The 24,742-nt window shown below is 29.6% G+C and carries 26 protein-coding genes; 25 read left to right on the top strand and 1 reads right to left on the bottom strand.

Annotation, left to right across the window (positions count from 1 at the left end; translation table 11 throughout):
• Positions 1-14: 14 nt before the first annotated feature.
• The 13 genes from purH (at position 15) to FNZ64_RS00220 (ending at position 12,683) form a co-directional block, all read left to right on the top strand.
• Positions 15-1,520, top strand: coding sequence for a bifunctional phosphoribosylaminoimidazolecarboxamide formyltransferase/IMP cyclohydrolase (gene purH, locus FNZ64_RS00280; protein ID WP_142412886.1), 1,506 nt, complete (start codon positions 15-17; stop codon positions 1,518-1,520).
• A gap of 41 nt (positions 1,521-1,561) precedes the next feature.
• The gene (gene purD / locus FNZ64_RS00275; RefSeq protein ID WP_142412885.1) at positions 1,562-2,809 is read left to right on the top strand and encodes a phosphoribosylamine--glycine ligase; all 1,248 of its coding nucleotides are present in this window, start codon (positions 1,562-1,564) and stop codon (positions 2,807-2,809) included.
• 289 nt (positions 2,810-3,098) lie between these two features.
• Positions 3,099-3,362 carry a hypothetical protein gene (locus FNZ64_RS00270; protein ID WP_142412884.1) on the top strand — a complete coding sequence of 88 codons (264 nt, stop codon included), beginning with the start codon at positions 3,099-3,101 and terminating at the stop codon, positions 3,360-3,362.
• A gap of 565 nt (positions 3,363-3,927) precedes the next feature.
• Positions 3,928-4,731: a hydrogenase small subunit gene (locus FNZ64_RS00265; protein WP_142413761.1), complete on the top strand. Its 804-nt coding sequence runs from the start codon at positions 3,928-3,930 to the stop codon at positions 4,729-4,731.
• A gap of 29 nt (positions 4,732-4,760) precedes the next feature.
• Positions 4,761-6,176, top strand: coding sequence for a nickel-dependent hydrogenase large subunit (locus tag FNZ64_RS00260; protein ID WP_142412883.1), 1,416 nt, complete (start codon positions 4,761-4,763; stop codon positions 6,174-6,176).
• 16 nt (positions 6,177-6,192) lie between these two features.
• Positions 6,193-6,636 (top strand): hydrogenase maturation protease, encoded by a 444-nt coding sequence (locus FNZ64_RS00255; RefSeq protein ID WP_142412882.1) that lies wholly within the window; start codon positions 6,193-6,195, stop codon positions 6,634-6,636.
• Between the two features lie 55 nt (positions 6,637-6,691).
• Positions 6,692-7,117, top strand: coding sequence for a cytochrome b5 domain-containing protein (locus FNZ64_RS00250; RefSeq protein WP_142412881.1), 426 nt, complete (start codon positions 6,692-6,694; stop codon positions 7,115-7,117).
• 89 nt (positions 7,118-7,206) lie between these two features.
• The gene (locus tag FNZ64_RS00245; protein WP_142412880.1) at positions 7,207-7,467 is read left to right on the top strand and encodes a hypothetical protein; all 261 of its coding nucleotides are present in this window, start codon (positions 7,207-7,209) and stop codon (positions 7,465-7,467) included.
• 20 nt (positions 7,468-7,487) lie between these two features.
• Positions 7,488-9,242, top strand: a complete 1,755-nt coding sequence (gene hypF, locus FNZ64_RS00240; RefSeq protein ID WP_142412879.1) for a carbamoyltransferase HypF — start codon at positions 7,488-7,490, stop codon at positions 9,240-9,242.
• Positions 9,243-9,274: 32 nt separating this feature from the next.
• Positions 9,275-9,508 carry a HypC/HybG/HupF family hydrogenase formation chaperone gene (locus FNZ64_RS00235; protein ID WP_142412878.1) on the top strand — a complete coding sequence of 78 codons (234 nt, stop codon included), beginning with the start codon at positions 9,275-9,277 and terminating at the stop codon, positions 9,506-9,508.
• A 15-nt stretch (positions 9,509-9,523) separates the two neighbouring features.
• A complete protein-coding gene (gene hypD / locus FNZ64_RS00230) occupies positions 9,524-10,573 on the top strand; it encodes a hydrogenase formation protein HypD (RefSeq protein WP_142412877.1) in 1,050 nt (349 codons plus the stop codon).
• 47 nt (positions 10,574-10,620) lie between these two features.
• Complete coding sequence (gene hypE, locus FNZ64_RS00225; protein WP_142412876.1) at positions 10,621-11,622, top strand: hydrogenase expression/formation protein HypE; 1,002 nt, start codon at positions 10,621-10,623, stop codon at positions 11,620-11,622.
• Positions 11,623-11,684: 62 nt separating this feature from the next.
• On the top strand, positions 11,685-12,683 hold the full coding sequence (locus FNZ64_RS00220) for a YbgA family protein (protein WP_243129189.1): 999 nt from the start codon (positions 11,685-11,687) through the stop codon (positions 12,681-12,683).
• Between the two features lie 133 nt (positions 12,684-12,816).
• On the opposite strand, the gene FNZ64_RS00215 is transcribed toward FNZ64_RS00220, so the two are convergent.
• On the bottom strand, positions 12,817-13,578 hold the full coding sequence (locus tag FNZ64_RS00215; RefSeq protein WP_142412875.1) for a TSUP family transporter: 762 nt from the start codon (positions 13,576-13,578) through the stop codon (positions 12,817-12,819).
• A gap of 184 nt (positions 13,579-13,762) precedes the next feature.
• On the opposite strand from FNZ64_RS00215, the gene FNZ64_RS00210 reads away from it, so the two are divergent.
• The 12 genes from FNZ64_RS00210 (at position 13,763) to FNZ64_RS00160 (ending at position 24,721) form a co-directional block, all read left to right on the top strand.
• The gene (locus FNZ64_RS00210) at positions 13,763-15,028 is read left to right on the top strand and encodes an aminopeptidase P family protein (RefSeq protein WP_142412874.1); all 1,266 of its coding nucleotides are present in this window, start codon (positions 13,763-13,765) and stop codon (positions 15,026-15,028) included.
• 459 nt (positions 15,029-15,487) lie between these two features.
• Entirely contained in the window at positions 15,488-17,230 is a 1,743-nt protein-coding gene (locus tag FNZ64_RS00205; RefSeq protein ID WP_142412873.1) for an ABC transporter ATP-binding protein, read from the top strand.
• Positions 17,230-19,017 carry an ABC transporter ATP-binding protein gene (locus tag FNZ64_RS00200; RefSeq protein ID WP_142412872.1) on the top strand — a complete coding sequence of 596 codons (1,788 nt, stop codon included), beginning with the start codon at positions 17,230-17,232 and terminating at the stop codon, positions 19,015-19,017. Before FNZ64_RS00205 ends, FNZ64_RS00200 begins: the two co-directional genes overlap by 1 nt.
• A 99-nt stretch (positions 19,018-19,116) precedes the next feature.
• Positions 19,117-19,257 (top strand): hypothetical protein, encoded by a 141-nt coding sequence (locus FNZ64_RS14560; protein WP_185903627.1) that lies wholly within the window; start codon positions 19,117-19,119, stop codon positions 19,255-19,257.
• A gap of 1 nt (position 19,258) precedes the next feature.
• A complete protein-coding gene (locus FNZ64_RS15090) occupies positions 19,259-19,417 on the top strand; it encodes a GNAT family N-acetyltransferase (protein WP_142413759.1) in 159 nt (52 codons plus the stop codon).
• Between the two features lie 60 nt (positions 19,418-19,477).
• The gene (locus tag FNZ64_RS00190; protein WP_142412871.1) at positions 19,478-20,011 is read left to right on the top strand and encodes a GNAT family N-acetyltransferase; all 534 of its coding nucleotides are present in this window, start codon (positions 19,478-19,480) and stop codon (positions 20,009-20,011) included.
• Positions 20,012-20,085: 74 nt separating this feature from the next.
• Entirely contained in the window at positions 20,086-20,841 is a 756-nt protein-coding gene (locus tag FNZ64_RS00185; RefSeq protein ID WP_142412870.1) for a GNAT family N-acetyltransferase, read from the top strand.
• Between the two features lie 98 nt (positions 20,842-20,939).
• Positions 20,940-21,500, top strand: coding sequence for a GNAT family N-acetyltransferase (locus FNZ64_RS00180; RefSeq protein ID WP_142412869.1), 561 nt, complete (start codon positions 20,940-20,942; stop codon positions 21,498-21,500).
• A gap of 66 nt (positions 21,501-21,566) precedes the next feature.
• On the top strand, positions 21,567-22,562 hold the full coding sequence (locus tag FNZ64_RS00175; RefSeq protein ID WP_142412868.1) for a phosphotransferase: 996 nt from the start codon (positions 21,567-21,569) through the stop codon (positions 22,560-22,562).
• Positions 22,563-22,579: 17 nt separating this feature from the next.
• Positions 22,580-23,131 (top strand): GNAT family N-acetyltransferase, encoded by a 552-nt coding sequence (locus FNZ64_RS00170; protein ID WP_142413758.1) that lies wholly within the window; start codon positions 22,580-22,582, stop codon positions 23,129-23,131.
• 306 nt (positions 23,132-23,437) lie between these two features.
• Positions 23,438-24,079: a GNAT family N-acetyltransferase gene (locus tag FNZ64_RS00165; RefSeq protein WP_185903626.1), complete on the top strand. Its 642-nt coding sequence runs from the start codon at positions 23,438-23,440 to the stop codon at positions 24,077-24,079.
• Between the two features lie 123 nt (positions 24,080-24,202).
• Positions 24,203-24,721 (top strand): GNAT family N-acetyltransferase, encoded by a 519-nt coding sequence (locus FNZ64_RS00160; RefSeq protein WP_142412866.1) that lies wholly within the window; start codon positions 24,203-24,205, stop codon positions 24,719-24,721.
• Positions 24,722-24,742 lie beyond the last annotated feature (21 nt).

Genomic DNA, 24,742 nt, shown 5'->3' with positions numbered 1-24,742 from the left:
AGGAGGGAAAGTTTATGAAAAGAGCTTTAATTAGTGTTTTTTATAAAGAAGGAATAGTAGAACTTGCTAAGTTTTTAGAACATAGAGGAGTTGAGATTGTATCAACAGGGGGAACCTTTAAACATTTAAAGGAAAATGGTATAAAGGTTATAGATGTTTCAGAGGTTACAGGGTTTAAAGAGATATTAGATGGTAGAGTTAAAACTCTTCATCCTAAAATACATGGGGGAATTTTAGCTATAAGAGAAAACAATAATCATATGGATACCATAAAGGAAACTGAAATTACACCAATAGATATGGTTATTGTAAATCTTTATCCTTTCTTTGAAAAGGTAAGAGAGGATTTAAACTTTGAAGAAAAAATTGAATTTATAGACATTGGAGGACCTACTATGCTTAGGTCTGCGGCTAAAAACTTTAGAGATGTAGTTGTAGTATCTGATACCAAGGATTATAAAAAGGTTATGGAAGAAATTGAACAAAATGAAGAGGTTTCCATGGAGACTAAAAGATACCTAGCTGGAAAGGTATTTAATTTAACCTCTGCATATGATGCTGCAATTAGTAACTTTTTATTAGAAGAAGAGTACCCAAATTATTTATCTTTATCTTATGAAAAAGCTATGGATTTAAGATATGGAGAAAATCCTCATCAAAGTGCAGCTCTATATAGAGATACAACAGGGGAAGGTTTAATAAATAATTACACTCAACTTAATGGAAAAGAATTATCCTATAATAATATAAAGGATATGGATATTGCTTTTAAAGTAGTTTCAGAATTTCAGGAAGGGGCTTGTTGTGCACTAAAACACAATACTCCTTGTGGAGTTGCTGTAGAAAGATGCGGGGATTCTGTAAAAGATATATATACAAAAGCTTTTCAATGTGATCCTGTTTCAATTTTTGGTGGTATAGTTGCTTTAAATAGAACTGTAGACAAAGCTTGTGCGGAGGAAATGGTTAAAATATTTTTAGAAATTGTAATGGCACCAGACTTTACAGAGGAAGCTTTAGAAGTATTAAAAAGTAAGAAGAACCTAAGAGTTATTAAATGTGATATAAAGAAAGAAAATAAAAATGAAATTGTAAAAGTAGATGGTGGAATATTAGTACAAAGCCCTGATAACAAATTAATTGAGGATATAAAAGTAGTTACAGAAAAAGCACCAACAGAAGAAGAAATGAAGGATTTAATCTTTGGTATGAAGGTTGTAAAATATGTTAAGTCCAATGCCATAGTAGTAGTTAAAGATGGTATGGCAAAGGGAATTGGAGGAGGCCAAGTTAATAGAATTTGGGCTACAATGGAGGCTTTAGACAGAGCAGGAGATGGAGTTGTACTTGCATCCGATGCATTCTTCCCATTTAGAGATTGTGTAGATGAAGCTAATAAATATAATATTAAAGCTATAATTCAACCAGGGGGTTCTCGTGGAGATGAGGAATCAATAAAAGCATGTAATGAGCATGAAATTTCCATGGTATTTACAGGTATAAGACATTTTAAACATTAAGGTGTAGAATGAAATTATACTAATAGTTTGGGGGAATTTATATGAAAATTTTATTAATAGGCTCTGGTGGAAGAGAACATGCTCTTTTATGGAAACTTGCACAAAGCAGTAAGATAGAAAAAATCTTTGTATCACCAGGAAACCCAGGCATGCTAAGTGAAGAAAAATGTGAACTTATAGATTTAAATAATAATGAAGAGATTAAAAACTTTGCAAAGAATAATAATATAGATTTTACTGTAGTAGGACCAGAAGCACCCCTTTGTGAAGGAATAGTGGATTTATTTAAAAATGAGGGACTTAAAATTTTTGGACCTTCAAAACTAGGTGCAAGGCTTGAGGGAAGCAAGGTATATGCAAAGGATTTCATGAAAAAGTACGGAATAAAAACTGCTGAATATGCAACCTTTACAAATAAGGATGAAGCTCTTAAATACATAGAAAAAGCAACCTATCCTCTAGTTATAAAGGCAGATGGATTAGCAGCAGGAAAAGGTGTTGTTATATGTGAAGACAAAAAAGAAGCAGAGCTAACTCTTGTAGATTTTATGGAAAAAGACATATTTAAAGGTGCAGCAAAGGAGATTGTAATAGAAGAGTTTTTAGAAGGTGTAGAAGCTTCAATTTTATCTATTACTGATGGAGAAACCATAATTCCATTTATATCATCAAAGGATCATAAGCAACTTTTAGATGGAAATAAGGGTCCAAATACAGGGGGCATGGGAGTTATAGCACCAAATCCTTATTGCACAAAAGCGGTTTTAGAAGATTTTAGGGAAAACATAATGATGCCTACTTTAAAAGGAATAAGAGAAGAATCCCTAGACTTTACAGGAGTAATTTTCTTTGGAATTATGATAACTAAAAAAGGGACGTATCTTTTAGAATACAATGTAAGAATGGGAGACCCTGAGACAGAATGTGTGCTTCCACTTATGGAAAGTGACCTTGTAGAACTAATAGAAGCTGCCTTAGAAAAACAACTTAAAAATAAAAAAATACTATGGAAAAATGCTAATGCATGCACTATAATAGCTGCATCAAAAGGATATCCAAAAGCCTATAAAAAAGGATTACCTATAAAAATAGAAAATAATTTAGAAGGAAAGATTTTTCATGCAGGAGTTAAGGGGTCAAAAGAAGAGCTTTTAACTAATGGGGGAAGAGTTTTAGCCTTAGTTGCAATGGGAGATACCATAGAGGAAGCTAGGAAAAAAGCATATAATGAGATTTCTAAAATAGACTTTGAAGGAATTTATTATAGAAATGATATAGGTAAAATATAAATATACAATAAATAACAATTTAAGATTAGACAAAAAACAGAGGTAAAGCTAATTAAGGTATTATCTCTGTTTTTCTTTATACTATATAAGCTTGAAAATAAGTGTATGTTTATTCCAAAAGGCTTATATCTGTTTTTCATATATTTAAAGTGATTAGATTGATAAAATATAAGAAGGGTTTTGTTACTTAATGAAGAATATATGAATAGACATAATAATTTGAATAATCTGAATAAGTTACCTAAGATGTGGTACTAATAAAATAAAAAAATAGATTGGGGGAGTAAAAATGAATGATAAAACATTATTGGAAAATGTTAGAAAAGATTTAGAAATGATTTGTAAAGAAAATTGTATTGGAAAGGTAAACAAACTTCAAATAAGCGTAGATGCAGATAGTCATGTAGATAAAGAAAATCTTAAAAAACATTTAACTACTAGTAATAAAACATTAGTTGGAGATTGGACTGAGATAATAATAGATAGAAAACAAAATTTAGAAGGTGAAACTGCTATTATTGAAAGTGTATCAGGGAAATTCTTAGAACAATAATTATGGTAAGGTGTTTAAATCATTAATAAATATTTACAACTAATAGAATATTTTAAAGAGATATTATACTATTAAAAAGTATAGGTATAATACATGGACTAATGGCATTTACTACGGATTCTTTTGTGGTAAAGCCTATTTTTTTTAGGGTAAGTTATCCCATGTCTATACAATCTAATACTCCTATGGCACACTATGAAAGTGATTCCTACAAAATCGAAGATTTGGACTCTCTGCTTTTCTTTAAATTGGGATAAAAGAGTAGATTATTTGTATTTGAGAATTCATAAGAATATTTATAGTAATGCTTCATATAAATTAATTGGGAGAATTATATTTTATATATAAATTTTATTATGTATCTTATGTAAAAAATTCATATAAAAACGAAATTAGTAGCTACATCAATAAACTTGGGGGAATTTTATTGCCATATAAAAATTATTACGAAGATGAAAATAATTGTAAAGATAAAAGGAGTTATAAATATTTAAATTGTGGTGGAGGTGGATGTCCTCTTACTAAGGAAAAAGATTATACTGTACAAATACTTTGCAAGGAAGCAATGAATTTAATGCGATACGAAAATAAGAAAAAATTAAATGCTATGTGGTTAGAGGTTACTGGGTGTTCGGGGAATATAATATCACTTCTAAATAGTGAGAATCCAGGACTTATTTATATATTAAAAAATATAGTTAATTTAACTTTTAATAATAGTCTTATGAGTTCTGAGGGAGAGAGGGCTTATGAAGAATTTTTAAGAACCTTAGATACTGAATTTATACTTTTAGTGGATGGGGCAGTATCCACAAAGGAAAATGGAATGTATAACATTATTGCAAATTACAAAGGAAAGCCTATTACTGCCTTGGAGGCAATAAAAATTGCAGGAGAGAAGGCGAAATATGTAATAACTGTAGGTACCTGTGCTTCTTATGGAGGAATTTCAGCTGCAAAACCTAATCCTTCAGAGAGCAAAAGTGTGGATAAGGTGATAAATAGAGATGTTATAAAACTTCCTGGATGTCCATGTCATCCAGATTGGGTAGTTGGAACCTTAGCCTATTTAACTGCTTTTGGTATGCCTAATTTAGATGAAGAAAGAAGACCACTTCTTTTTTATGGAGTTACTATTCATGATAGATGTTCAAGAAGAAGTCTTTTTAATAAGGGCATATTTGCAGAAAAATTTGGGAAAGAAGGTTGTATGTTTAAGCTAGGATGCAGGGGGCCTGTTACTAAAACAGATTGTCCTGTTAGAAAATGGAACGGATATGTAAATTGGCCTGTAGAGGACAATACAAATTGTATAGGATGTGCCCAAGCCTATTTTCCAGATGGCATGGAGCCTTTTGTTAGATACTAGTTTAAAAAAATTAATTAATGGAGGAATTTATGGGAAAGACAATTACTATAGACCCTGTAACTAGAATAAGTGGATTCCTTGAAATACAGGTTCAAGTGCAAGATAACACAATTATAGATGCCAAAACTAGTGGGCTTTTATTTAGAGGATTTGAAACTATGTTAGAAGGAAGAGCCCCTTTAGATTCTATTTTTTTTACAGAACGAATTTGTGGTATATGTTCTACAGCACATGCCATGGCATCTACTATGGCATTAGAAAATGTATTAGGAGTTACACCTACACTTAATGATTCTTATATAAGGGATATAATGCATGGCTTTGAATTTTTACAAAATCATATAAGACAATTTTATTATTATACAATACCAAGTTATGTGAAAATGCCAGATGTAAATCCCCTTCAACCACAAGAATATAAAGATTATAGATTACCTCAGAAATTAAATGCAAGGCTCATAGAAAGTTATGAAAAAAGTGTATTAATTAGTAGGTTAGCTCATGAAGGACTTGCAGTTTTAGGAGGTAAAATTCCTCATAGTCATGGAATATTTGTAGGTGGAGTTACTGTAAATATAGATCCTTATAAATTAACTAAAATTAAATCAATAATTTCTGAAATTTATAGTTTTATAGATAATCGTATGATAGAAGATGTAAATATATTAGCACAATACTATGCAGATTATTTTGAAAAGGGAAATTCATATGAAAATTTTATGAGTTATGGAGTTTTTAATAAATATGAAGATGAGGATATTACTTATGTAAAGCCATCAGTACTTATAAATGGAAAAAGATATGCTTTTAAGGAAGAAGAAATTACGCAAAATATACAACATGCTTGGTATATAAGTGATAATAACATGCAAAATCCTAGATTAGATGAAGAAGAAAAGGTTGATATAAATAAAAAGGATGCGTATACCTTTGTAAAGGCACCTAGATATAAAAATCTGCCTATGGAAGTAGGACCTTTAGCACGTCTAAAATTAACTTCTGAATATGATGGTGGAAATTCTTGTATGGATAGAAATATAGCAAGAGTTTTAGAAGCTAGGAAAATATCAAAAATAATGCTTAATTTAGCTAATAGAGTAGAATTAAAAAGGAATAATCAGAGCAAATATACTATACCAGAAGAGGGGTTTGGGGTAGGACTTATAGATACCACAAGAGGTTCCTTAGGTCATTGGATAAAAATAGAAAACAAAATCATAAAATACTATAATATAATAACTCCAACAGCTTGGAATATGTCTCCTTTAGATAATAATGGGGTTCATGGTGTAGGGGAAAAATCCCTAATTGGATCTAAAATAAGCAATATAAATGAACCTGTTGAAATAGGAAGAATAATTAGATCTTACGACCCTTGTATTTCATGTGCTACACATGTAACTGGGGATAAATTTGAGCCTATTAAAATTAAAGTATTAGTATAAAAAGGTGGAAAGCTATATGAAAGTTATTGCCATAGGAAACAGATTAATGCGGGATGATGCTATTGCTCTATCAGTGGGGGAAAAAATTGAAGAGGAACTAAAAAAACATAGAATAGAACTTATTTTTGGAGAAACTGACTTTATATATTGTATATCAAATATAAAAGAAGAAGATTTTATTGTTATTTTAGATTCTTCCTTTTATGGAGTAGAGCCAGGAGAGATTACTATAACTTCAATTAATAGCTCTAAGAAAAATACAAAAAGTTATACTCAACATAGCTTTTCTATAGTAGATCTAATAAGATTACATTACCCTAAAATTAAGGGATACATTATAACTATTGAAATAGCAGAGATAGAAATGAGTTTAGGTATAAGTGAAACTTTAAATGAAGAATTAGACACTATAAGTAAGAAGGTTTTAGAGGAAATTTTAAAACTAAAAATCTTATCATAATTAAAATGAAATTTTCATATATTTAAATAAATCATTTAGTTTATAGGGTGAGTAAATGAGAAGGGAAAGGGAACTAGAAGAAATTATATATAATTTCCAATGGAAAAATTGTTATTATGCTCAAAGAATTCTTTTAAGTGTAGACCATAAAGAGTGGAGTCGTTATAAAACTTTAATGAGAACAAATATGGAAAGGATTATAGAATTTTTAGATGAATTAGATGAGGGGGATTTTTTCAGGGAAAGTCCTAAGCAGTTTACATTGAATGAACTTGCGAAGTTTGATGGAGCAGAGGGGAGACCTGCATATATAGCTATAAATGGAGTTGTATATGATGTGAGTTTTAATCCAGCATGGGGTGGAGGAACTCATTTTGGAGTAAAAGCAGGACAAGATTTAACAACACAATTTATGTCTTGTCATGGAGGAGATATGACTATTTTAAATAAATTGCCTAAAGTGGGTGTATTAATAAAATAGTAAGGCTTGTTTATATGGGATGTTATAACCATCATATGAACAAAAATGCCTATACGATTTTAAAATAAAAATAAATGGGGGAATATGTAATGCATGATACTATGTTATTGGATAATATTAGAAAAAACTTAGAGCAAATTTGTAAGAAGAACTGTATTGAAAGGGTAAATAAGCTTAAAGTAAGTGTAAGTTTAGATAGTCATGTAAATTCAGAAAATCTCTACAAACATTTAAATAATACAAATAAAACTTTGGTTGGAGAGTGGAGTGAGATATTAATAGAGAAAAGAGAAAATCTAGAGAGTCAAACTGCTATTATAGAAAGCATACAAGGAGAATTTAAGGAATAACAAGGATGGTAAATTAGAAAATGAAAAACGTAGAAAAGAATTCTTTTAACAATGTATTTTTAAAAGATGTGCAAGGGAATTATATGGATGTTAAAAGCCCTATAGATTATGCTATAAATCTTATAAAAAAAGGAAGCATAATAGGAGTAAAGGGACTTGGAGGATTTCATCTTGTATGTAATGGAAGGGATTATAAAGCGGTTAAAAGACTTAGAACATTAAAAAACCGTCCACATAAGCCCTTTGCTATGATGGGAAGAGATATAGATATAGTAAAAGATGTTTGTAGTTTAACTAAGGAAGAAGAAAAAATTCTAATAAGCAATAAAAAACCTATAGTTATATTAAAAAATAGATCTCTTAGTAGTGAACTTATGGATATTATTGCGCCAAAACTAAGTACCTTAGGAATAATGCTACCCTATACCGAACTTCATAGAGCCTTATTTGGAGAAGACTTAGATTTATTAATTGTAACCAGTGGAAATATCAGTGGGGGACTTATTGAGCATAAAGACGTAGAGGCCATTGAAAGTTTAAAAAATATAGTGGATTATTTTTTAGTTCATGATATTAATATAGAGTTTCCTATAGATGATTCCTTAGTAAAGGTATTTATGAAAGATGTGTGTATTCTTAGAATAGGAAGGGAATATGCTCCAAAAGTATTTAAAAAGCCTGTAAAACATAGAATTCTAGCTTTAGGATCAGAAGAAAAAAATACTTTTTCACTTTCAAATCCACAAGAAGTTTATGTAAGTCAGCACCTTGGAGATTTAAAAAATCTTAAATCATATAATAACTATGTACAATTAATAGAATATTTTAAAGAGAGTTTTTATGCTAATCCTAAAATTATTGCTTATGATATGCATCCTAATTATGTAACACAGGATTATGTTTCTAAATTTAAAGGAATAAAAGTACCTATTCAACATCATCATGCTCATATGGCAAGTTGTCTTATGGAAAATTCTATTTATGAGAAGGTCATAGGTGTAATATACGACGGTACTGGATATGGACTAGATGGAGCAATATGGGGAGGAGAATTTTTTATAGGGGATATGATTTCTTTTAGAAGAATTGGGCATTTTAAGTATGTATCCATTCAAGGAGGAGATAAATCTATAAAAGAACCTTGGAGGATTGCTGCCTCATATTTATATAATATAGGATATGAAATAGAGGATGTTTTAGAGGGCATAGAAAAAGAAAAAATAGTTCTAATTAAGGAAGCTTTAAAAAATAATATAAATTGTTATAAGACTTCTAGTGTTGGGAGATTTTTTGATGCTATTGCCTCTCTACTAGGACTTAGAAATTATATCACATATGATGGACAGGCTGCTATAGAATTAGAAAGTTTAATAGGAGAATATAGGAATACAGAATATGAGTATTATAATTATTTTATTCATAGAGAAGATAAAATTTTTCAAATTCAATATGAAGAAATAATAAGAGGAATATTAAAAGATATGATCAAGGGAATTTCAAAGGAAAAAATAGCTCTTAAATTCCATAATACTATTTCAGAAATTACTATATTCTTAGTTTCAAAATTAAGAGAAGTTTATGGAATAAATAAGGTTATTTTAAGTGGAGGAGTTTTTCAAAATGATTACTTATTAAATTCTGTTTATAAAGGTTTAAATAAAAAAGGATTTGAAGTCTTTTTTAATAGGGAAATACCTATAAATGATGGTGGTATATCCTTTGGGCAAATAGCTATTGCAAATGCACAAATTAATAGTAGAGAGGGCAAAAATTAATTAAGATATGTTTTATAAAAAGGAGTAATAATATGTGTATTGCAGTACCGGGCAAAATTTTAGCTCTAGAAAATAACTATGCTACAGTTTTTATCATGGGCATTGAAACAAAAGTTAATATACAACTTATAGAAAATATTAAAGTAGGTGAATATGTATTGATTCACGGGGGATGTGCTATTGAAAAAATTAGAGAAGAATACTTTAATTATTTAAGTTCCTTTTATAAGGAGTTATTAGAAAAAGAAAATATAACAAAGGGGTAATAAAAGGTAAGCAATATGAATCTAAATTCAATTTTAGTAGAAAAAATAAAAGAATCAGATATTGAGAGAATAAATATAATGGAAGTCTGTGGTACACACACTTCTACAATAGAAAGTAATGGTATAAGAAAACTTTTATATCCTAAAGTAAGGTTAATTTCAGGGCCAGGATGTCCAGTTTGTGTTACATCTATTGCTTACATAGATAGTGCTATAGATATTGTAGATAAGCACAATGCTATATTATGTACTTTTGGAGATCTTATAAGGGTTAAAGGAAGTTCAAAGAGTTTAATGGATAAAAAAGAAGAGGGAAAAAACATAAAAATATTATACTCTCCTTTAGATGTAATTAAAATTGCTGAGGAATACAAAGATAGTGAGGTAGTTTTTTTAGCTGTTGGCTTTGAAACTACAGCCCCTATAATAGGATTAGTCATCAATGAATGTTATAAGAGAAAAATTAAAAATATCTCATTTTTATGTGAATTAAAGTCCATGGAACCCATTATTAGAATGATTTTAAATAAGAAAAATCACAATATAAATGGCATTATATGTCCAGGACATGTAGCTTCTATTGTGGGAAGTGAATATTTTAAATTTATAACAGAAGAATACAATATTCCTGCAGCTGTAGTAGGATTTGAAGCACTAGATATTTTAGGTGCTATAGATTTTTTAATAGATTGCAATCTTAAAGATGTAAGATTTAATAACTTATATAAGTCCTGTGTAACTCTCGAAGGAAATTTAAGGGCACAATCCATTATAAAAGAGATTTTCACAAGGGGAGAAACTTATTGGAGAGGTATTGGTAAAATAGAGAATTCAGGATTTTTTATCAAAGAAAAATATAGGAGTTATGATGCAGTAAAAAAGTTTAATCTTAGTATAGATTATAAAAACCTTAAGGAAACTTGCATTTGTAGTGAAATTATATTGGGAAATAAGGAACCAAATCAATGTAATATGTTTAAAAAATACTGTACTCCTGAAAATCCACTAGGGCCTTGTATGGTTTCAAGAGAAGGATCTTGTCTAATTTCTTATAAATATAGTTAGGCTATAAAGTAAGATAGATTTAATACTTTATAAATGGAGTGGTTATTATGGATAATAAAATTAAATTGCAACATGGTGATGGGGGAAAACTTACTAATGAATTAATAGAAAATTTATTTTATAAAAGCTTTGGAAATAATATACTATTAAAAGGTTTAGATTCAGGAATATTTCCCATAGAAAAAGGAAAAATGGCATTTACTACGGATTCTTTTGTGGTAAAGCCGATTTTTTTTAGAGGAGGGGATATTGGGAAATTAGCTATTTGTGGAACTATAAATGATTTAGTGGTTTCAGGAGCTAAACCTTTATATTTAAGTACTGCATTTATTATAGAAGAGGGTTTTTCCATGGAAAGTTTAAAAGAAATAGTAAACTCTATGGTGGATACTTGCAATAATACAGGAGTAAAAATAATTACAGGAGATACGAAGGTAGTACCAAAGGGCAGCGTAGATGGACTTTATATAAATACTTCTGGTATTGGCATAGTAGATGAAGAATTTAATATGGGTGGTATAGAAGAGGATGATGAAATTTTAATAACAGGTTCCATAGGAGATCATGGAACTTCTATAGCTATAGATAGATATGAACTTTCAGTACAGGGAAACCTTGAAAGTGATTGTGCTCCCTTAAATAAAGTTTTAGAAAACTTAGAAGAATATTTTCCTTATATTAAACTTATGAAAGATCCTACAAGAGGGGGATTAGGGACTATATTAAACGAAATTTCTAAATTTACTTCTTTAAGTATTCATATTTTTGAGGATAAAATTCCTATAAGAAGAGAGGTTAAAGGTGTTTGTGATATTTTAGGGCTAGATCCAATGTATATGGCTTGTGAGGGGAGAATGGTCATAGTTGTAAAAAAAGAATATGCAAAAAAAGTTTTAGAAAAACTAAGGATATTAGAGGAAGGGAAAGAGGCAGAAATCATAGGGAATTTTACTTTTGAAAAGACTAGAACTGTATATATGGAAAATTCCTTTGGAGGATTAAAAATAATCAATACCTTAGAAAATGCTATGATTCCAAGAATATGTTAAGTTTTAATTGATATTAAAAAGAATTTTGGTTAAAATATTAATTAAACGGGGTAATATAGGTGATGAAAGGAATTAGATATAACATGAAAAATACTATTAAAAAACCAAGGGTTGTAGTAAGTAGGTGCTTAGGTTTTAGTGCCTGCAGATATAATGGGGAAATGGAGAATTTTAAATTTCTGGAAAGCTTAAACCCTTTTGTGGAGTTTATAACTGTGTGTCCAGAAGTTGATATTGGACTTCCAACACCTAGAAATACCATAAGGCTAGTACAACATAAGGATAGTGAAGAAGTGCTTTTAATTCAACCATATACTAAGAAGGATCTTACAAAGTCTATGAATGAATTTTCCGAGGAGTTTTTAAAAAATCTACAGGACGTGGACGGATTTATATTAAAAAGCAGATCACCTTCCTGTGGTATAAAGGAGGTTAAAATTTATAATGGCATTGAAAAAGCTATGTGTATTAAAAAGGGAAAAGGAGTTTTTGGAGAAGCTGTTATAGATAACTTTCCTTATTTACCTATAGAAGATGAGGGTAGACTTAAGAATTATAATATAAGACAACATTTTTTGACAAAGATATTTTTAATGAGAGATTTTAGGGAGATAGAAAAGGAAAAATCTATAGAAGCTTTAATAGATTTTCATAGCAGAAATAAACTATTACTTATGTCTTATAATCAAAAAGGTTTAAAGAATTTAGGAAAGATTCTAGGAAACCAGAAAGAGCATGAAGTAGAAGAGACCTTTAATTTGTATAGGGAAACCTTAGGAGCTTCATTAATTAGGGCACCAAGATATACATCTAATATAAACGTACTTATGAAAGCTATGGGATATTTTAAAGATAAAATAAGTAGCACAGAGAAATCATTTATATTAGAGACTATTGAAAGATATAGGAATGGAAAGGTTCCATTTAGTGCACCACTATATTTAATTCGTTCCAATGCCATTAGATTTAACGAGGAAAACCTACTAAAACAGACTTTCTTTCAACCTTACCCTATAGAACTAGAAGAACTTACGGATTCGGGAAAGGGAGCAGTTAAGTAATGGGTAAGGGCTGTTACATTAAGAATAAATACTACAATATATTGTGCTAATTTTCAAATTAACATATTGTATATAAAATTCTTGTTGAAACAGCCCTTTAAATATTATTCAGCTTCTAGTTAGTTGAAACATTTTAAAAAAGTCTACTTATAAATGGAAGTAACAATTTAATACCGACTGCAAGGGACATTACTATGAAAATAGGTTTTATAAACTTTGCTCCATTTTCTATAGCAAGTTTTGTTCCGAGCTTTGCACCTATTATCATAAATACAGCTATGGGAATTGCATAGGTATAAATAATTTGTCCTTTTATAGCAAACATTATAAAGGCAGATATGTTACTAACAAAGTTTAAAAATTTTGCATTTCCAGTGGCTTTAGTAAAGTCATAACCAAAAATCTTTATAAAACCAAAAATTAAAAAAGAGCCTGTACCAGGTCCAAAAAAACCATCATAAAATCCTAGACTAAAAGCAAATATCATGCCATATACAATACTTTTTTTAGTTAAATCCATATGCTTATCTTCCATACCTAGACTCTTAGAAAATATAGTATATATTCCTATAAATAATACAAGTATAAGTACAATGCCTTGAAGAAAATTAGAAGGAATAAAGCCAACTACTATAACCCCAAGTACAGAGCCTAATAAAGTAAAGGGAATCAAGTATTTTATAAGGTTAAAATTAACTTTTTTGCTTTTTGCAAATTTTATAGAGCTAGTTAATGAGCCAGAAGTTGCACAGAATTTATTGGTTCCTAAGGTTAGATGTGGCGGAACACCTGCCATTAAAAAGGCTGGAACACTTATTAAGCCGCCTCCACCAGCAATAGAATCTACAAAGGAAGCTAGAAATCCAGCAATACATAAAAATATAAGTTTAAACATAAATTGCACCACCTAAATGTTAATTAAAATTAAAGTCTTTAGAGTCTCTTATTAATTATAATCTAAAAATATTTAAATAAAAAGATAGAATAATAAATTAATGTTTTATATATTGAAATTTATTATATAAAGTGATAACGTTATGGTATAAGAATGGTAATTATTTAAAGTGGGGGGAATTATAATGAATAAAGAATTTTTTATTAAAAACAGAAAAAGACTTGCAGAAAAATTAGAAGATAATTCTATAGTTGTATTATTTGCTGGAGATGCACCTTATAAATCAGCAGACTATAAATATTCTTGGGTACAAAATAGAAACTTCTATTATATAACTGGTTTTCCAAGAGAAAAAGCTATATTTATGTTATTAAAAATAGGTGGAAAGACTTATGAAAGCCTTTACATTGAGAGACAAGACCCAGTAATGGCAAGATGGGTAGGAGAGAGATTATCTGATGTAGAAGCTAAAGAATTAACAGGTATAGAAGATGTTAAATATTTAGATCAATTCCAAGATGGATTTGGAAGAGCTACAGGAAGATTAGAACTTGAAAATTTATATTTAGACCTTGAAAGACAAGAATATGGAATTAGAAAAACAGAATCACAAGAATTTGCAACAGAAATTTTAACAAGATACCCACATTTAAAAATCAATAATGTATTTAGCAAAATTGCAGATTTAAGATTAGTTAAAACTGAAGAGGAAATAGAATTAATTAAAAAAGCAATTGAAATCACAAAAGAAGGTATTTATAATATGTGGTCTCATGCAAAGCCAGGTATGATGGAATATGAACTTGAAGCTTTCTTTGATTATTCTTTAAAGAAAAATGGTGTTAAATTTACAGCATTCAATACTATAGTAGGTTCAGGACATAATGGAACAGTTCTTCACTATGAAGATAACTGTTGTAAGGCAGAGGATAATACCCTAGTTCTTTTAGACTTAGGTGCCCAACATAAACTTTATAATGGAGATATTTCTCGTACCTTCCCAATAAACGGAAAGTTTACAGAGAGACAAAAGGCAGTATACAATGCAGTTTTAAGAGCACAAAAAGCTATAGAAGCTGCAGTTAAACCAGGAGTTTTATGGAGAGATATTAACGAATTATCTAAAAAAGAACTTGCAAAAGGATGCATGGAACTTGGCTTAATTAAAGAAGAAAGTGAATTACAAAAATATTATTTCCATACTTTTGGTCACCATTTAGGATTAGATACTCACGATGTTGGAGATTACAACATTCCACTACAACCAGGAATGATTTTAACTAATGAGCCAGGACTTTATATAGAAGAAGAAAGCATTGGTATAAGAATTGAAGATGATCTACTTGTAACTGAAGATGGATGCATAAACCTATCTAAAGATATCATAAAAGAAGTAGATGAAATAGAAGAATTTATGGCAAAAGCAAAAGAAAATAAATGTCATAAATAAGCATATTAAAAACAGAAGCATTATTAAATGAATAATTTAATAGTGCTTTTGTTATTTTTAAAAATATACTGAAAATTTTTTAAAAAAAGTATTGACATTATAAAATTATGGTAATATACTATATTTATAGAATAAATTTAATGAATATTCTAAATATAAAAAAGGAGGTAGGAAGCATGTTAAACTTAATAATTTCTAGAGGCAATGTTAATTTTAGAAAAGTTAATAAAAAAATAAATTTAAGTGATAACCCTATCTCTGTATATAAGGATTTTAGAAAATAAAAGCAAAACTTTTATACATAGAGTTCTACTAAGTTTTCTTTAGAGGACATCTTTAAGGTCATGGGATATCATCCATGACCTTTTATGCGTATAAGGGCCCTTTAGGCGTTTAAGGTCATGGAATTTCCATGGCCTTTTATTTTGCATTTTTTTTCTTAAAAAGGAGGGAATAACCTTGAAACGAATTATAAAATACGTACTAAAATACAAACTACTGATAATTATACCTACTATAGCTATGCTTTTAAACATAGGCTTAGATTTAGTAACACCTTATCTTTCAAAGGAACTTGTAGATAAAGCCATATTAGGTGGCGATGGATCTTTAGTTACTCCCCTATTACTAGGAATATTAGGTATTACTATAGTAAGAGCAATTACTGGATATATAAAAGAATATTTATTTGATGTACTAGGAACAGATGTGCATAGGGATATAAAAGTTGAACTATTTAAGCATATTCAAATACTTCCTTTTAAATATTTTGATAATATCAATACTGGAGAGCTTATGTCTAGAATAGGAGAGGATGTTGAAAATATTTGGCAGACTCTATCTTTTGGACTAAGACTTTTTATAGAAAATGCTATATATTTTGTTTTTGGATCCATAGCACTTTTATATATAAATTATAAGCTTGCTTTAGCTTGTATATTAATTATGATTCCAATTGCCTTTGTAGCTGTAAGCCTTGAGAAGAAAGAAGGAAAAATTTATGATGACATTAGTGATCAAAATGCAGAACTTAATACTACGGCAGAAGAAAATATAGCAGGGGTTAGATTAGTTAAGGCCTTTGCCAGGGAAAAACATGAAATATTAAAGTTTTTAAATATGAATAAGACCTATTATAAATTAAATATGAAACAGGCAAAAGTTCTATCTAATCATCTTCCTCTTATGGAGTTTTTAACGAATTTATCTATTGTTATTATGATAACCTTAGGTGGATATTTTGTAATAAAAGGGGAACTTACTATTGGAGAATTAGTAGCTTTTAATGGATATATTTTTAGCATGATATGGTCAATGAGAATGCTTGGATGGCTTACAAATATGCTAGCTCAAAACAAAGCTTCAGCTAAAAAAATATTTAAAATATTAGATACAGAGCCTGAAATTAAAAATAAAGAAAACTGTATAACTCCAGCTAAAATAGGAGGAGAAATAGAGTTTAAAAATGTAGATTTTAAATATAACAATGAAGAAATATTAAATGATATTAACTTTAAAGTAGCACAAGGTAGCACCATAGCCATTATGGGAACTACAGGGTCAGGAAAAAGTTCCTTGGTTAACCTAATTGGAAGATACTATGATGTTTTAAAAGGTGAAGTTTTAATAGATGGTGTAGATGTAAGAGACTTAGATATTTACACTTTAAGAAATTCCATGGCAGTGGTTCCACAAGAGGTATTTTTATTTTCAGATACCATAGAGGAAAACTTAAAACTTGGTATGCCAGAAGGAAACTTAAAAGATATTAAAGAAGCTTGTAGCCTTGCCTGTGCAGAGGAATTTATAAATGAGCTTCCAAAGGGATATGAAACAATTATAGGGGAAAGAGGCATAGGGCTTTCAGGAGGACAAAAGCAAAGGTTATCCATAGCAAGAGCTTTAATTAAGAAAGCACCTATATTAATATTAGATGACTCTACCTCAGCTTTAGATATGGAGACAGAATTTCAACTTCTTAAAAATCTAAATGAGAGAAAAAAAGGAAGCACAACCTTTATAATAGCTCATAGAATTTCGGCGGTAAAAAATGCGGACATTATACTTTTCATGGATAATGGAAGAATTGCAGAAAGAGGAACCCATGAAGAACTATTAAAACTTAAAGGTAAATACTATGAAATTTATAAAGAACAATTTAAAGACTTTGTAGAAGATGTAGAAGGAAGAGAGGTGGTATAATGGCAATTAATGCAACAAGACAAGATGAAAAAATTAATTATCATTCTAAATCTTATATAATAAAAAGACTTTTAACTTATTTAAAACCATTTAAGAAAGAAGTAGCTGTAGTTACAGTTTTAATGATATTTGTTATGGTATGTTCACTTTTAAATCCTTATCTTTTAAAGGTAGCCATTGATACTCATATTGCAAATAAAGATGTAAAAGGACTTATAACTATTGCCATAATACTTACAGTATTAAATTTTTTAGCTATGATTGCATCCAAAAAGAGAATAAGTGATATGGCTAAAATAACTAATAAAATTTTAATAAATATTAGACATGAATTATATACCCATATTCAAAAGCTTTCATTTTCTTTCTTTGATAATAGACCAGTAGGAAAGGTATTAGCTCGTGTTATGGGAGATGTTAATTCATTGCAAGCACTTTTTAACACAAGTATTACAAACTTAGTTCCAGAACTTTTAAGTCTTATTTGTGTAACCATTGTAATGTTTTGGATGAATTATAAATTAGCACTTTGGGCTATTATAATTTTGCCTATATTATTTATAGGGCTTTTTTCCATAGAAGCAGTATCAACTAAAAGATGGGGTAAGTATAGACAAAAAAGATCTAACTTAAATGCCTTTACCCATGAAGACTTTTCAGGCATAAGAGTAGTACAAAGTTTTGCAGCAGAAGAAAAAAGAGGAGAAGTCTTCGAAGAAATGACAGGAGATATGCTAGGCTCCTTTGTAAGAGCTGTAAGATTAAATGATCTATTTTGGCCACTTGTAGAGCTTTCTTGGGGTGGAGGATCCATTTTAGTTTATTTTGCTGGTATTAGGTTAATCACAGGAGGACATATAGAAATAGGAACTTTAATTTCATTTACCCTTTATGTATCTATGTTTTGGAGACCTATAATGAACATTAGTGATTTCTATAATACCTTAATTACAAACCTTGCAGCAGGGGAGAGAATATTTGAAATTTTAGATTTAAATCCTCTAATAAAGTCAGAAATAGAAGCACCTAAAATGCCTAAGATTAAAGGAAATATAGAATTTAAAAATGTAGATTTTTCTTATGATGGTGAAACTAAGGTTTTAGACAATTTAAACTTTAAAGTAAGAGCAGGAGAGAGTATAGCCTTAGTAGGTGCTACAGGAGCAGGAAAGACTACAATTATAAACCTAATAAGTCGTTTTTATGATGCAACTTCAGGAAAAGTTTTAATAGATGGAATAGACGTAAAAGATGTGGACTTAGAGTCCTTAAGAAGTCAAATGGGTATAATGCTTCAAGACACCTTTTTATTTTCAAATAGTATAAAAGAAAATATTAAATATGGGAAGCTAGATGCCACTGATGAAGAGATAATAAAAGCAGCAAAAGCAGTTAATGCCCATGATTTTATAGAAAAATTAGAAAAAGCTTATGACACAGAAGTTAATGAGAGAGGATCAAGATTATCCGTAGGACAAAGGCAGCTTATCTCCTTTGCAAGAGCCCTTCTTGCAGATCCTAGAATTTTAATTCTAGATGAAGCAACCTCTAATATAGATACTTATACAGAGATGCTTGTCCAAGAGGGAATTAAAAAACTTTTAAAAGGAAGAACCTCCTTTGTAATAGCTCATAGATTATCAACCATAAGAGATTGTGACAGAATTATGGTTATAGAAGATGGAGGAATTAAGGAAGTAGGAACTCATGAAGAACTCCTTCAAAAGAAAGGAGTATACTACAACCTTTATATGACACAGTATAAGTTTTTAAAAGAGGGAGCATAATCCCTCTTTTTAGTAAATAACTAATAGTGAAAAGCGAATAGTGATGGATATTTTTCTCCGCTTTGCTATGAAAAATTTAATTAAATGGGGGAATATAATTTGCCTATATTCTGTGAAAGTGAAAGACTGTATTTAAGAGATGTTGAGCTAACAGATAGCTCATTATTAGTTAAATGGAAAAATGATGATCTGATAAGAAAAATGTCTATAGGATCAAATGCTATAAAAAGAAGTTCATAGAATTGATGCAGAGGTTTATAAGTTTAATGAAATAAGCTTTAAGTTATTACAATCAATTGGATTTAAGCATGAAGGTACTAGAAGAGAAGCATATTATGAAAATAAAAATTTTGCAGATGTACTTGTTTTAGGGTTACTAAAAGAAGATTTTTTAGAATAAAGAATAATTTATAAAAATAATAATAGCAAATAAAAATATTAATTTTAAGGAGTGAAATTTATGTATACAGGTGAAAAAGTTAGATTACGTGAATATAAAAAAGAAGATATTAAATTAGCTCAAAAATTTATAAATGATGTAGAAGTAAAGAAAATGATAAATCCAGGCATTCCTTATTTATATACTTATGAGGACGAAGAAAAATGGTTTGAAAAATTGTCTGCAGCAAATGAGACTTATGATTTTGCCATTGAAACCCTGGATGAAAGTAAGTATATAGGTGGATGTGGGATAAACAAACTTGATTGGAAAAACAGTGTAGTAACTATTGGTATATTTATAGGTGATAAGGAATACTGGAACAAAGGCTATGGAACAGATGCTTTAAATATTTTAATTAAATTTATCTTCCAGCAGATGAATATACACAAAATTAAACTAAATGTTTTTGAGTATAATAAACGAGCTATAAAATGTTATGAGAAATGTGGGTTTAAAATAGAAGGAGTATTACGAAAAGAGATATTTAGAGATGGGGAGTACTATGATGATATAGTTATGGGACTTTTGAGAGATGAGTACTATAAGAAATAAAGAGAAGAAATTTAAATCGGGAATTATATTTAAAAATTGAAAGTATATATTATGTTTATATAAGGAGCTAATATATGAGAAGTAAAGCTGATGTTTTAGAAGTGGCTAAGGCTCAATTATCCTTGGATTATAACTGTCTTATATCTGATTTTGATAAGAGAGAAAATGCAGTAGTTGAAAATAAGCTTATTGAAGGCAGACGAATATATGAAAGTGATGGATGCTTTTTTAAAGTACTTTGCTTTGGTGGCACAGCAATTATTAGTACAGAAGCAAAAATGATTTCTTGGTGTGAAGAAAAACTTTTAAAAAGAGATGCTGCATGGTTTTTCGAGTATCCAAAACTTCGAGAAATAGATAAGAAATTACAGGGGTTTGGACATGAAATTGCAGATGTTCATCATTATTATCTTCCAAAACTTAATAAAGTGGAAACAAATCCTACGATTAATATAAAATGGTATGAATATGCAGATATTTTACAATTTAAAGGTGATAATAGGTTTCAAGAAGCATTTGCCTTTGATAAAAATCATCCAGACATGCTTGCAGTTGCAGCTTTAGATGGAAGTAACATAATGGGTATGGCAGGAGCGAGTTCAGATGGCAAAACTATATGGCAAATAGGCATTGATGTTTTACCACAGTATAGGGGTAGGGGCATAGGAACAAATTTAGTTGCACTCTTAAAAAATGAAGTTTTGAGACGAGGAAAAGTACCATTTTACGGTACGGCAGAATCTCATATTTACTCTCAAAACATAGCTATAAATGCTGGTTTTTTCCCTGCCTGGGCTGAACTTTATTCAAAAAAGAGAAAAACCTATTAGAGAAATAGGATTCTTTAGCAATTAAACTGTTTTGAATATTAAAAAGATTGTAGATAAATTTTATTAGATAATTTTTGAAGAATTAGGGGTGTACAGGTATGGTAGAAGGAAAGAACATTTTAATAAGACAACTTGAATTAGAGGACGAGAACTATCTTTACAAATGGTGGAATAGTGGAGAAATCATGGCTCATTCAGGATTTTCATGTGGACTTATGGAGAGTAAAGAATCCATAAGATTAAAAATATTAAAGGATATAGAGAGTTCAGATATATATGTAAAAAGTAAAAGGTTTATAATTTGTAAAAAAGAAAATCTTAAACCAATAGGTGAACTTTGCTATAGTGATTGGGATTCAAGAAATCAAAAATGTGAGATAGGTATAAAGATTTGTGAGATAGATGAGCAAGGTAAGGGATATGGGGAAGACACTCTATATAATTTTTTAAAATATTTGTTTAGGCATTTAAACCTTAATAAAATAGAGTTAACAACTATGCACGATAACAATAGAGCTCAAAATCTTTATAAAAAATTAGGTTTTAAAGAAATAGGAATAATTAGAGAAGGATATTTTGATGGTAGCGTTGGAAAATTTGTAGATGTTATATATATGGATTTATTAAAAAAGGATTTTGAAAAGATTATTTTAAAATAAGGCTTGTTTTAAATGAGAGTTGACAATTAAGAATCATGAATTTGCTTATAGCAAAGGGGGAGAATTGTGGTAAAAGATTATGAAAAACAACTTATTGAATTTTGCAAAACCTTTGGATTAGGTATGGTCATAAAGCAACCAGTAGAAATTAAGGGTGGATTGTTACATAAGTTATACAAAGTTACTACAAATAAAGGAGAGTACGCAATTAAATGCTTGAATTCAATGATCATGAAACGAGAAAGTGCCTTAAAAAACATGAAAAATTCGGAAAAGATTTCAGCTATACTTAGCTTAGAGGTTCCAGCTATTTTGGCAAAAGAGATTAATGGTAATCATGTACATTTATTTAAAGAAGAATACTTTATGATTTTTAATTGGATAGATGGAAAATCCATGTTTCCACCTGATATAAGTGAAGAGCATTGTTATGTAATTGGTGATTTACTTGGAAAGATACATAGTCTAGACATTTCTGTTTTAGGGGTAGTCGTAGATGCGGAAGTAGAACAATTATTTGAGTGGAATAAATATCACAAAATGAGGACAAAAGAAAATACAATATGGTTTTCCGTATATGAAAAATCACTTGAAAACCTAATAAAATGGAATCTAAAAGCATTGAATGCAAAAGCTGTATTATCTAAAAATAAGGTGATTAGTCATAGAGACTTAGATCCCAAAAATGTGATGTGGCAGGGAAGTGATCCTTATTTGATCGATTGGGAAGCTGCAGGATATATAAATCCTTATCAAGAATTATTGGAAGTGTTAAACTATTGGGCTGATGATGGAAATGGTGGACTAGTTAAGAAGCACTTTGTGGCTCTCCTTAATGCATATAAAGAACATAAATGTATGGATGAAGTAAATTGGGATCTAGTACTAGATAGTGGATATGAAGGTATGCTTGGATGGTTGGAATATAATTTGAAAAGAGCACTGGGTATAGAATTAACCAGCGAAGATGAAATATGTATGGGCGAACAACAGGTAATTATAACAATAAGAGAACTATATCGATATGAAGAGAAAATAAAGCTACTAAAGGAGTGGCTGTAAGTGAAAGAGGAGATATAATGAATCATTGTGGAACAGAATATATAGAAACAGAGAGACTAATATTACGTAGGTTTACATTAGAAGATACAGACGCAATGTTTAGGAACTGGGCATCCAATAAAGAAGTAACTAAGTTTTTAATGTGGCCAGCACATGAGGATATTTCTGTAAGTAAAAAAGTATTGGAAGAGTGGATAGATAATTATTTTAAAAGTGATTTCTATCAGTGGGCAATTGTTTTAAAGAAAAATGGTTCTGAACCAATTGGAACAATTAGTGTGGTTTCACATGATGATGCTGTTGGCAAGGTACATATAGGATATTGTATTGGACAAGAATGGTGGAATAAGGGCATTACATCAGAAGCATTACATTATGTTATGGAATTTTTATTTGAAAAGGTTGATGTACAACGTATAGAATCAAGACATGACCCAAGAAATATGAATTCTGGTGCAGTTATGAAAAAGTGTGGTATGAAATACGAGGGGACTCTAAGGAATGCAGATTGGAATAATCAAGGAGTTTGTGATGCATGTTACTACTCTTTACTGAAAAGTGAGCGATAAATTCCAAATTTAGATTTAAGCTTAAATAAGCTTTAGGATTAATTATTTATAATAAAATTATTATTTTATGTTTATAAATTATTATGTATTGGGGGTAGTCTTTTGAAAATCATAAAATATAACAATGCTAAAGATTTTTTGGTAGATACGCAAAAGTTTCTTGAAGAGAATGAATGAGTAAATAATATAATTTTAGGGACTTGTCTTAAGTTAGCCAGTGATCCAGGGAATTTTGAAAAACAACCTTATTTTGCAGTAATAAGTAGTAAAGATGGAATTTAACTTGTTGCAATGATGACTCCACCATTGTCAATTGTACTTTATAGCAATAAAATAGACATTACAGAAGAAATAGAATGTATAGTTAAAGATCTTATTGCTGAAGAATGGTCTGTTGAGGGGGTTATTGCACCATTAAAACTTTCTCAGTTATTTGCAAGTATTTGGACTGAAAGCATTAGATGTAATTTAATAAAAGGTTTAGATATGAGAGTCTATGAGCTACAGAAAGTTAATGAAATCCATATAAGTAGTGGGAAATTTAGAATTGGAGAAAAAAGCGATTTGGAAATAATCTCAAAATGGATAAGAGATTTGGAAAATGATGAGGGTACTAATATAACTGAAGAAAAGTCTATAGAAATTGCGCAAGATAAAATAAAAAATAAACAATTATATATATGGTATGATAAAAAGCCTCTCTCAATGGCATGTACTGCAAGGGAAACAAAAAATGGTATAGTTGTAAATATGGTATACACCCCAAAAGAGTATAGGGGAAATGGTTATGCATCTTCGTGTGTTGCAACTTTAAGCCAACATTTACTAGATAAGGGTTACAAGTTTTGCTCCTTATTCACAGATTTATCTAATCCTACTTCAAATGGAATTTATACAAGAATAGGATACAAAATGGTTAATGATTTTCAAGGATATAGTTTCAAATAAATTTCAGAGAGAGAAAATATTATAAAAAGATGAATTTAAAGCCATTTATTCATTTCATAACCTAATATTTGAAAAAATATCATTTTTAAGGAAAACAGCTTGTTTAATATAGGGAGAATAAAAATGGAAAGTAACAAAATAAAATTAAGAATACCTAAACTTGAAGAACTAGAATATAGAAGAAAACTTTTATCAGATAGAGAAACAATGTCTTACAATATAGGATATGGAGAGAATGAGGGAACAGGATGTATAGAATTTAAGGAAAATCTTTGGAGGGATTGGTTTTCCCGATGGGTTAATAATATGCCAGAAAGATATTATGCATATATCATTAAAGTTGATGAAAATAGACCTATTGGTGAGGTTGCTCTACGATATGTCAGTGAAAAAAATTCTTACTGTGTTAATATAATAGTTGAAGCAAAATATAGGGGAAATGGATTTAGTGAACAAGCATTAAAATTGTTAGTTGATACTGCTTTTAGAGAGTTAAGAGCATATAAGGTCTTTGATGATTTTCCAAAATCAAGAATATCAGCAGAAAAAGTGTTTATGAAAGTTGGATTTAAAAGAGTTTCAGATAATATTGTTGAATTAACTAAACAGGACTACTTAAGCAAAACACATAATATGATCTAAATCAAAATTAAAAAAATTGTG

The organism is Hathewaya massiliensis (genome assembly GCF_902143515.1).
In the GTDB taxonomy this organism is placed as follows: domain Bacteria; phylum Bacillota; class Clostridia; order Clostridiales; family Clostridiaceae; genus Hathewaya; species Hathewaya massiliensis.
This window is presented reverse-complemented; position numbering and strand designations above follow the sequence as displayed.

What these genes read in the sequence shown, in the direction of transcription:
- FNZ64_RS00190 (WP_142412871.1), top strand. Translation starts at nt 19,478, where the DNA reads ATGTATACAGGTGAAAAAGTTAGATTACGTGAATATAAAAAAGAAGAT.
- FNZ64_RS00245 (WP_142412880.1), top strand. Translation starts at nt 7,207, where the DNA reads ATGCATGATACTATGTTATTGGATAATATTAGAAAAAACTTAGAGCAA.
- FNZ64_RS00210 (WP_142412874.1), top strand. Translation starts at nt 13,763, where the DNA reads ATGAATAAAGAATTTTTTATTAAAAACAGAAAAAGACTTGCAGAAAAA.
- FNZ64_RS00255 (WP_142412882.1), top strand. Translation starts at nt 6,193, where the DNA reads ATGAAAGTTATTGCCATAGGAAACAGATTAATGCGGGATGATGCTATT.
- FNZ64_RS00215 (WP_142412875.1), bottom strand. Translation starts at nt 13,578, where the DNA reads ATGTTTAAACTTATATTTTTATGTATTGCTGGATTTCTAGCTTCCTTT.
- FNZ64_RS00200 (WP_142412872.1), top strand. Translation starts at nt 17,230, where the DNA reads ATGGCAATTAATGCAACAAGACAAGATGAAAAAATTAATTATCATTCT.
- FNZ64_RS00220 (WP_243129189.1), top strand. Translation starts at nt 11,685, where the DNA reads ATGAAAGGAATTAGATATAACATGAAAAATACTATTAAAAAACCAAGG.
- hypD (WP_142412877.1), top strand. Translation starts at nt 9,524, where the DNA reads ATGAATCTAAATTCAATTTTAGTAGAAAAAATAAAAGAATCAGATATT.
- FNZ64_RS00260 (WP_142412883.1), top strand. Translation starts at nt 4,761, where the DNA reads ATGGGAAAGACAATTACTATAGACCCTGTAACTAGAATAAGTGGATTC.
- hypE (WP_142412876.1), top strand. Translation starts at nt 10,621, where the DNA reads ATGGATAATAAAATTAAATTGCAACATGGTGATGGGGGAAAACTTACT.
- FNZ64_RS00265 (WP_142413761.1), top strand. Translation starts at nt 3,928, where the DNA reads ATGAATTTAATGCGATACGAAAATAAGAAAAAATTAAATGCTATGTGG.
- FNZ64_RS00180 (WP_142412869.1), top strand. Translation starts at nt 20,940, where the DNA reads ATGGTAGAAGGAAAGAACATTTTAATAAGACAACTTGAATTAGAGGAC.
- FNZ64_RS00185 (WP_142412870.1), top strand. Translation starts at nt 20,086, where the DNA reads ATGAGAAGTAAAGCTGATGTTTTAGAAGTGGCTAAGGCTCAATTATCC.
- purH (WP_142412886.1), top strand. Translation starts at nt 15, where the DNA reads ATGAAAAGAGCTTTAATTAGTGTTTTTTATAAAGAAGGAATAGTAGAA.
- FNZ64_RS00170 (WP_142413758.1), top strand. Translation starts at nt 22,580, where the DNA reads ATGAATCATTGTGGAACAGAATATATAGAAACAGAGAGACTAATATTA.
- FNZ64_RS00250 (WP_142412881.1), top strand. Translation starts at nt 6,692, where the DNA reads ATGAGAAGGGAAAGGGAACTAGAAGAAATTATATATAATTTCCAATGG.
- FNZ64_RS00270 (WP_142412884.1), top strand. Translation starts at nt 3,099, where the DNA reads ATGAATGATAAAACATTATTGGAAAATGTTAGAAAAGATTTAGAAATG.
- purD (WP_142412885.1), top strand. Translation starts at nt 1,562, where the DNA reads ATGAAAATTTTATTAATAGGCTCTGGTGGAAGAGAACATGCTCTTTTA.
- FNZ64_RS00235 (WP_142412878.1), top strand. Translation starts at nt 9,275, where the DNA reads ATGTGTATTGCAGTACCGGGCAAAATTTTAGCTCTAGAAAATAACTAT.
- hypF (WP_142412879.1), top strand. Translation starts at nt 7,488, where the DNA reads ATGAAAAACGTAGAAAAGAATTCTTTTAACAATGTATTTTTAAAAGAT.
- FNZ64_RS00160 (WP_142412866.1), top strand. Translation starts at nt 24,203, where the DNA reads ATGGAAAGTAACAAAATAAAATTAAGAATACCTAAACTTGAAGAACTA.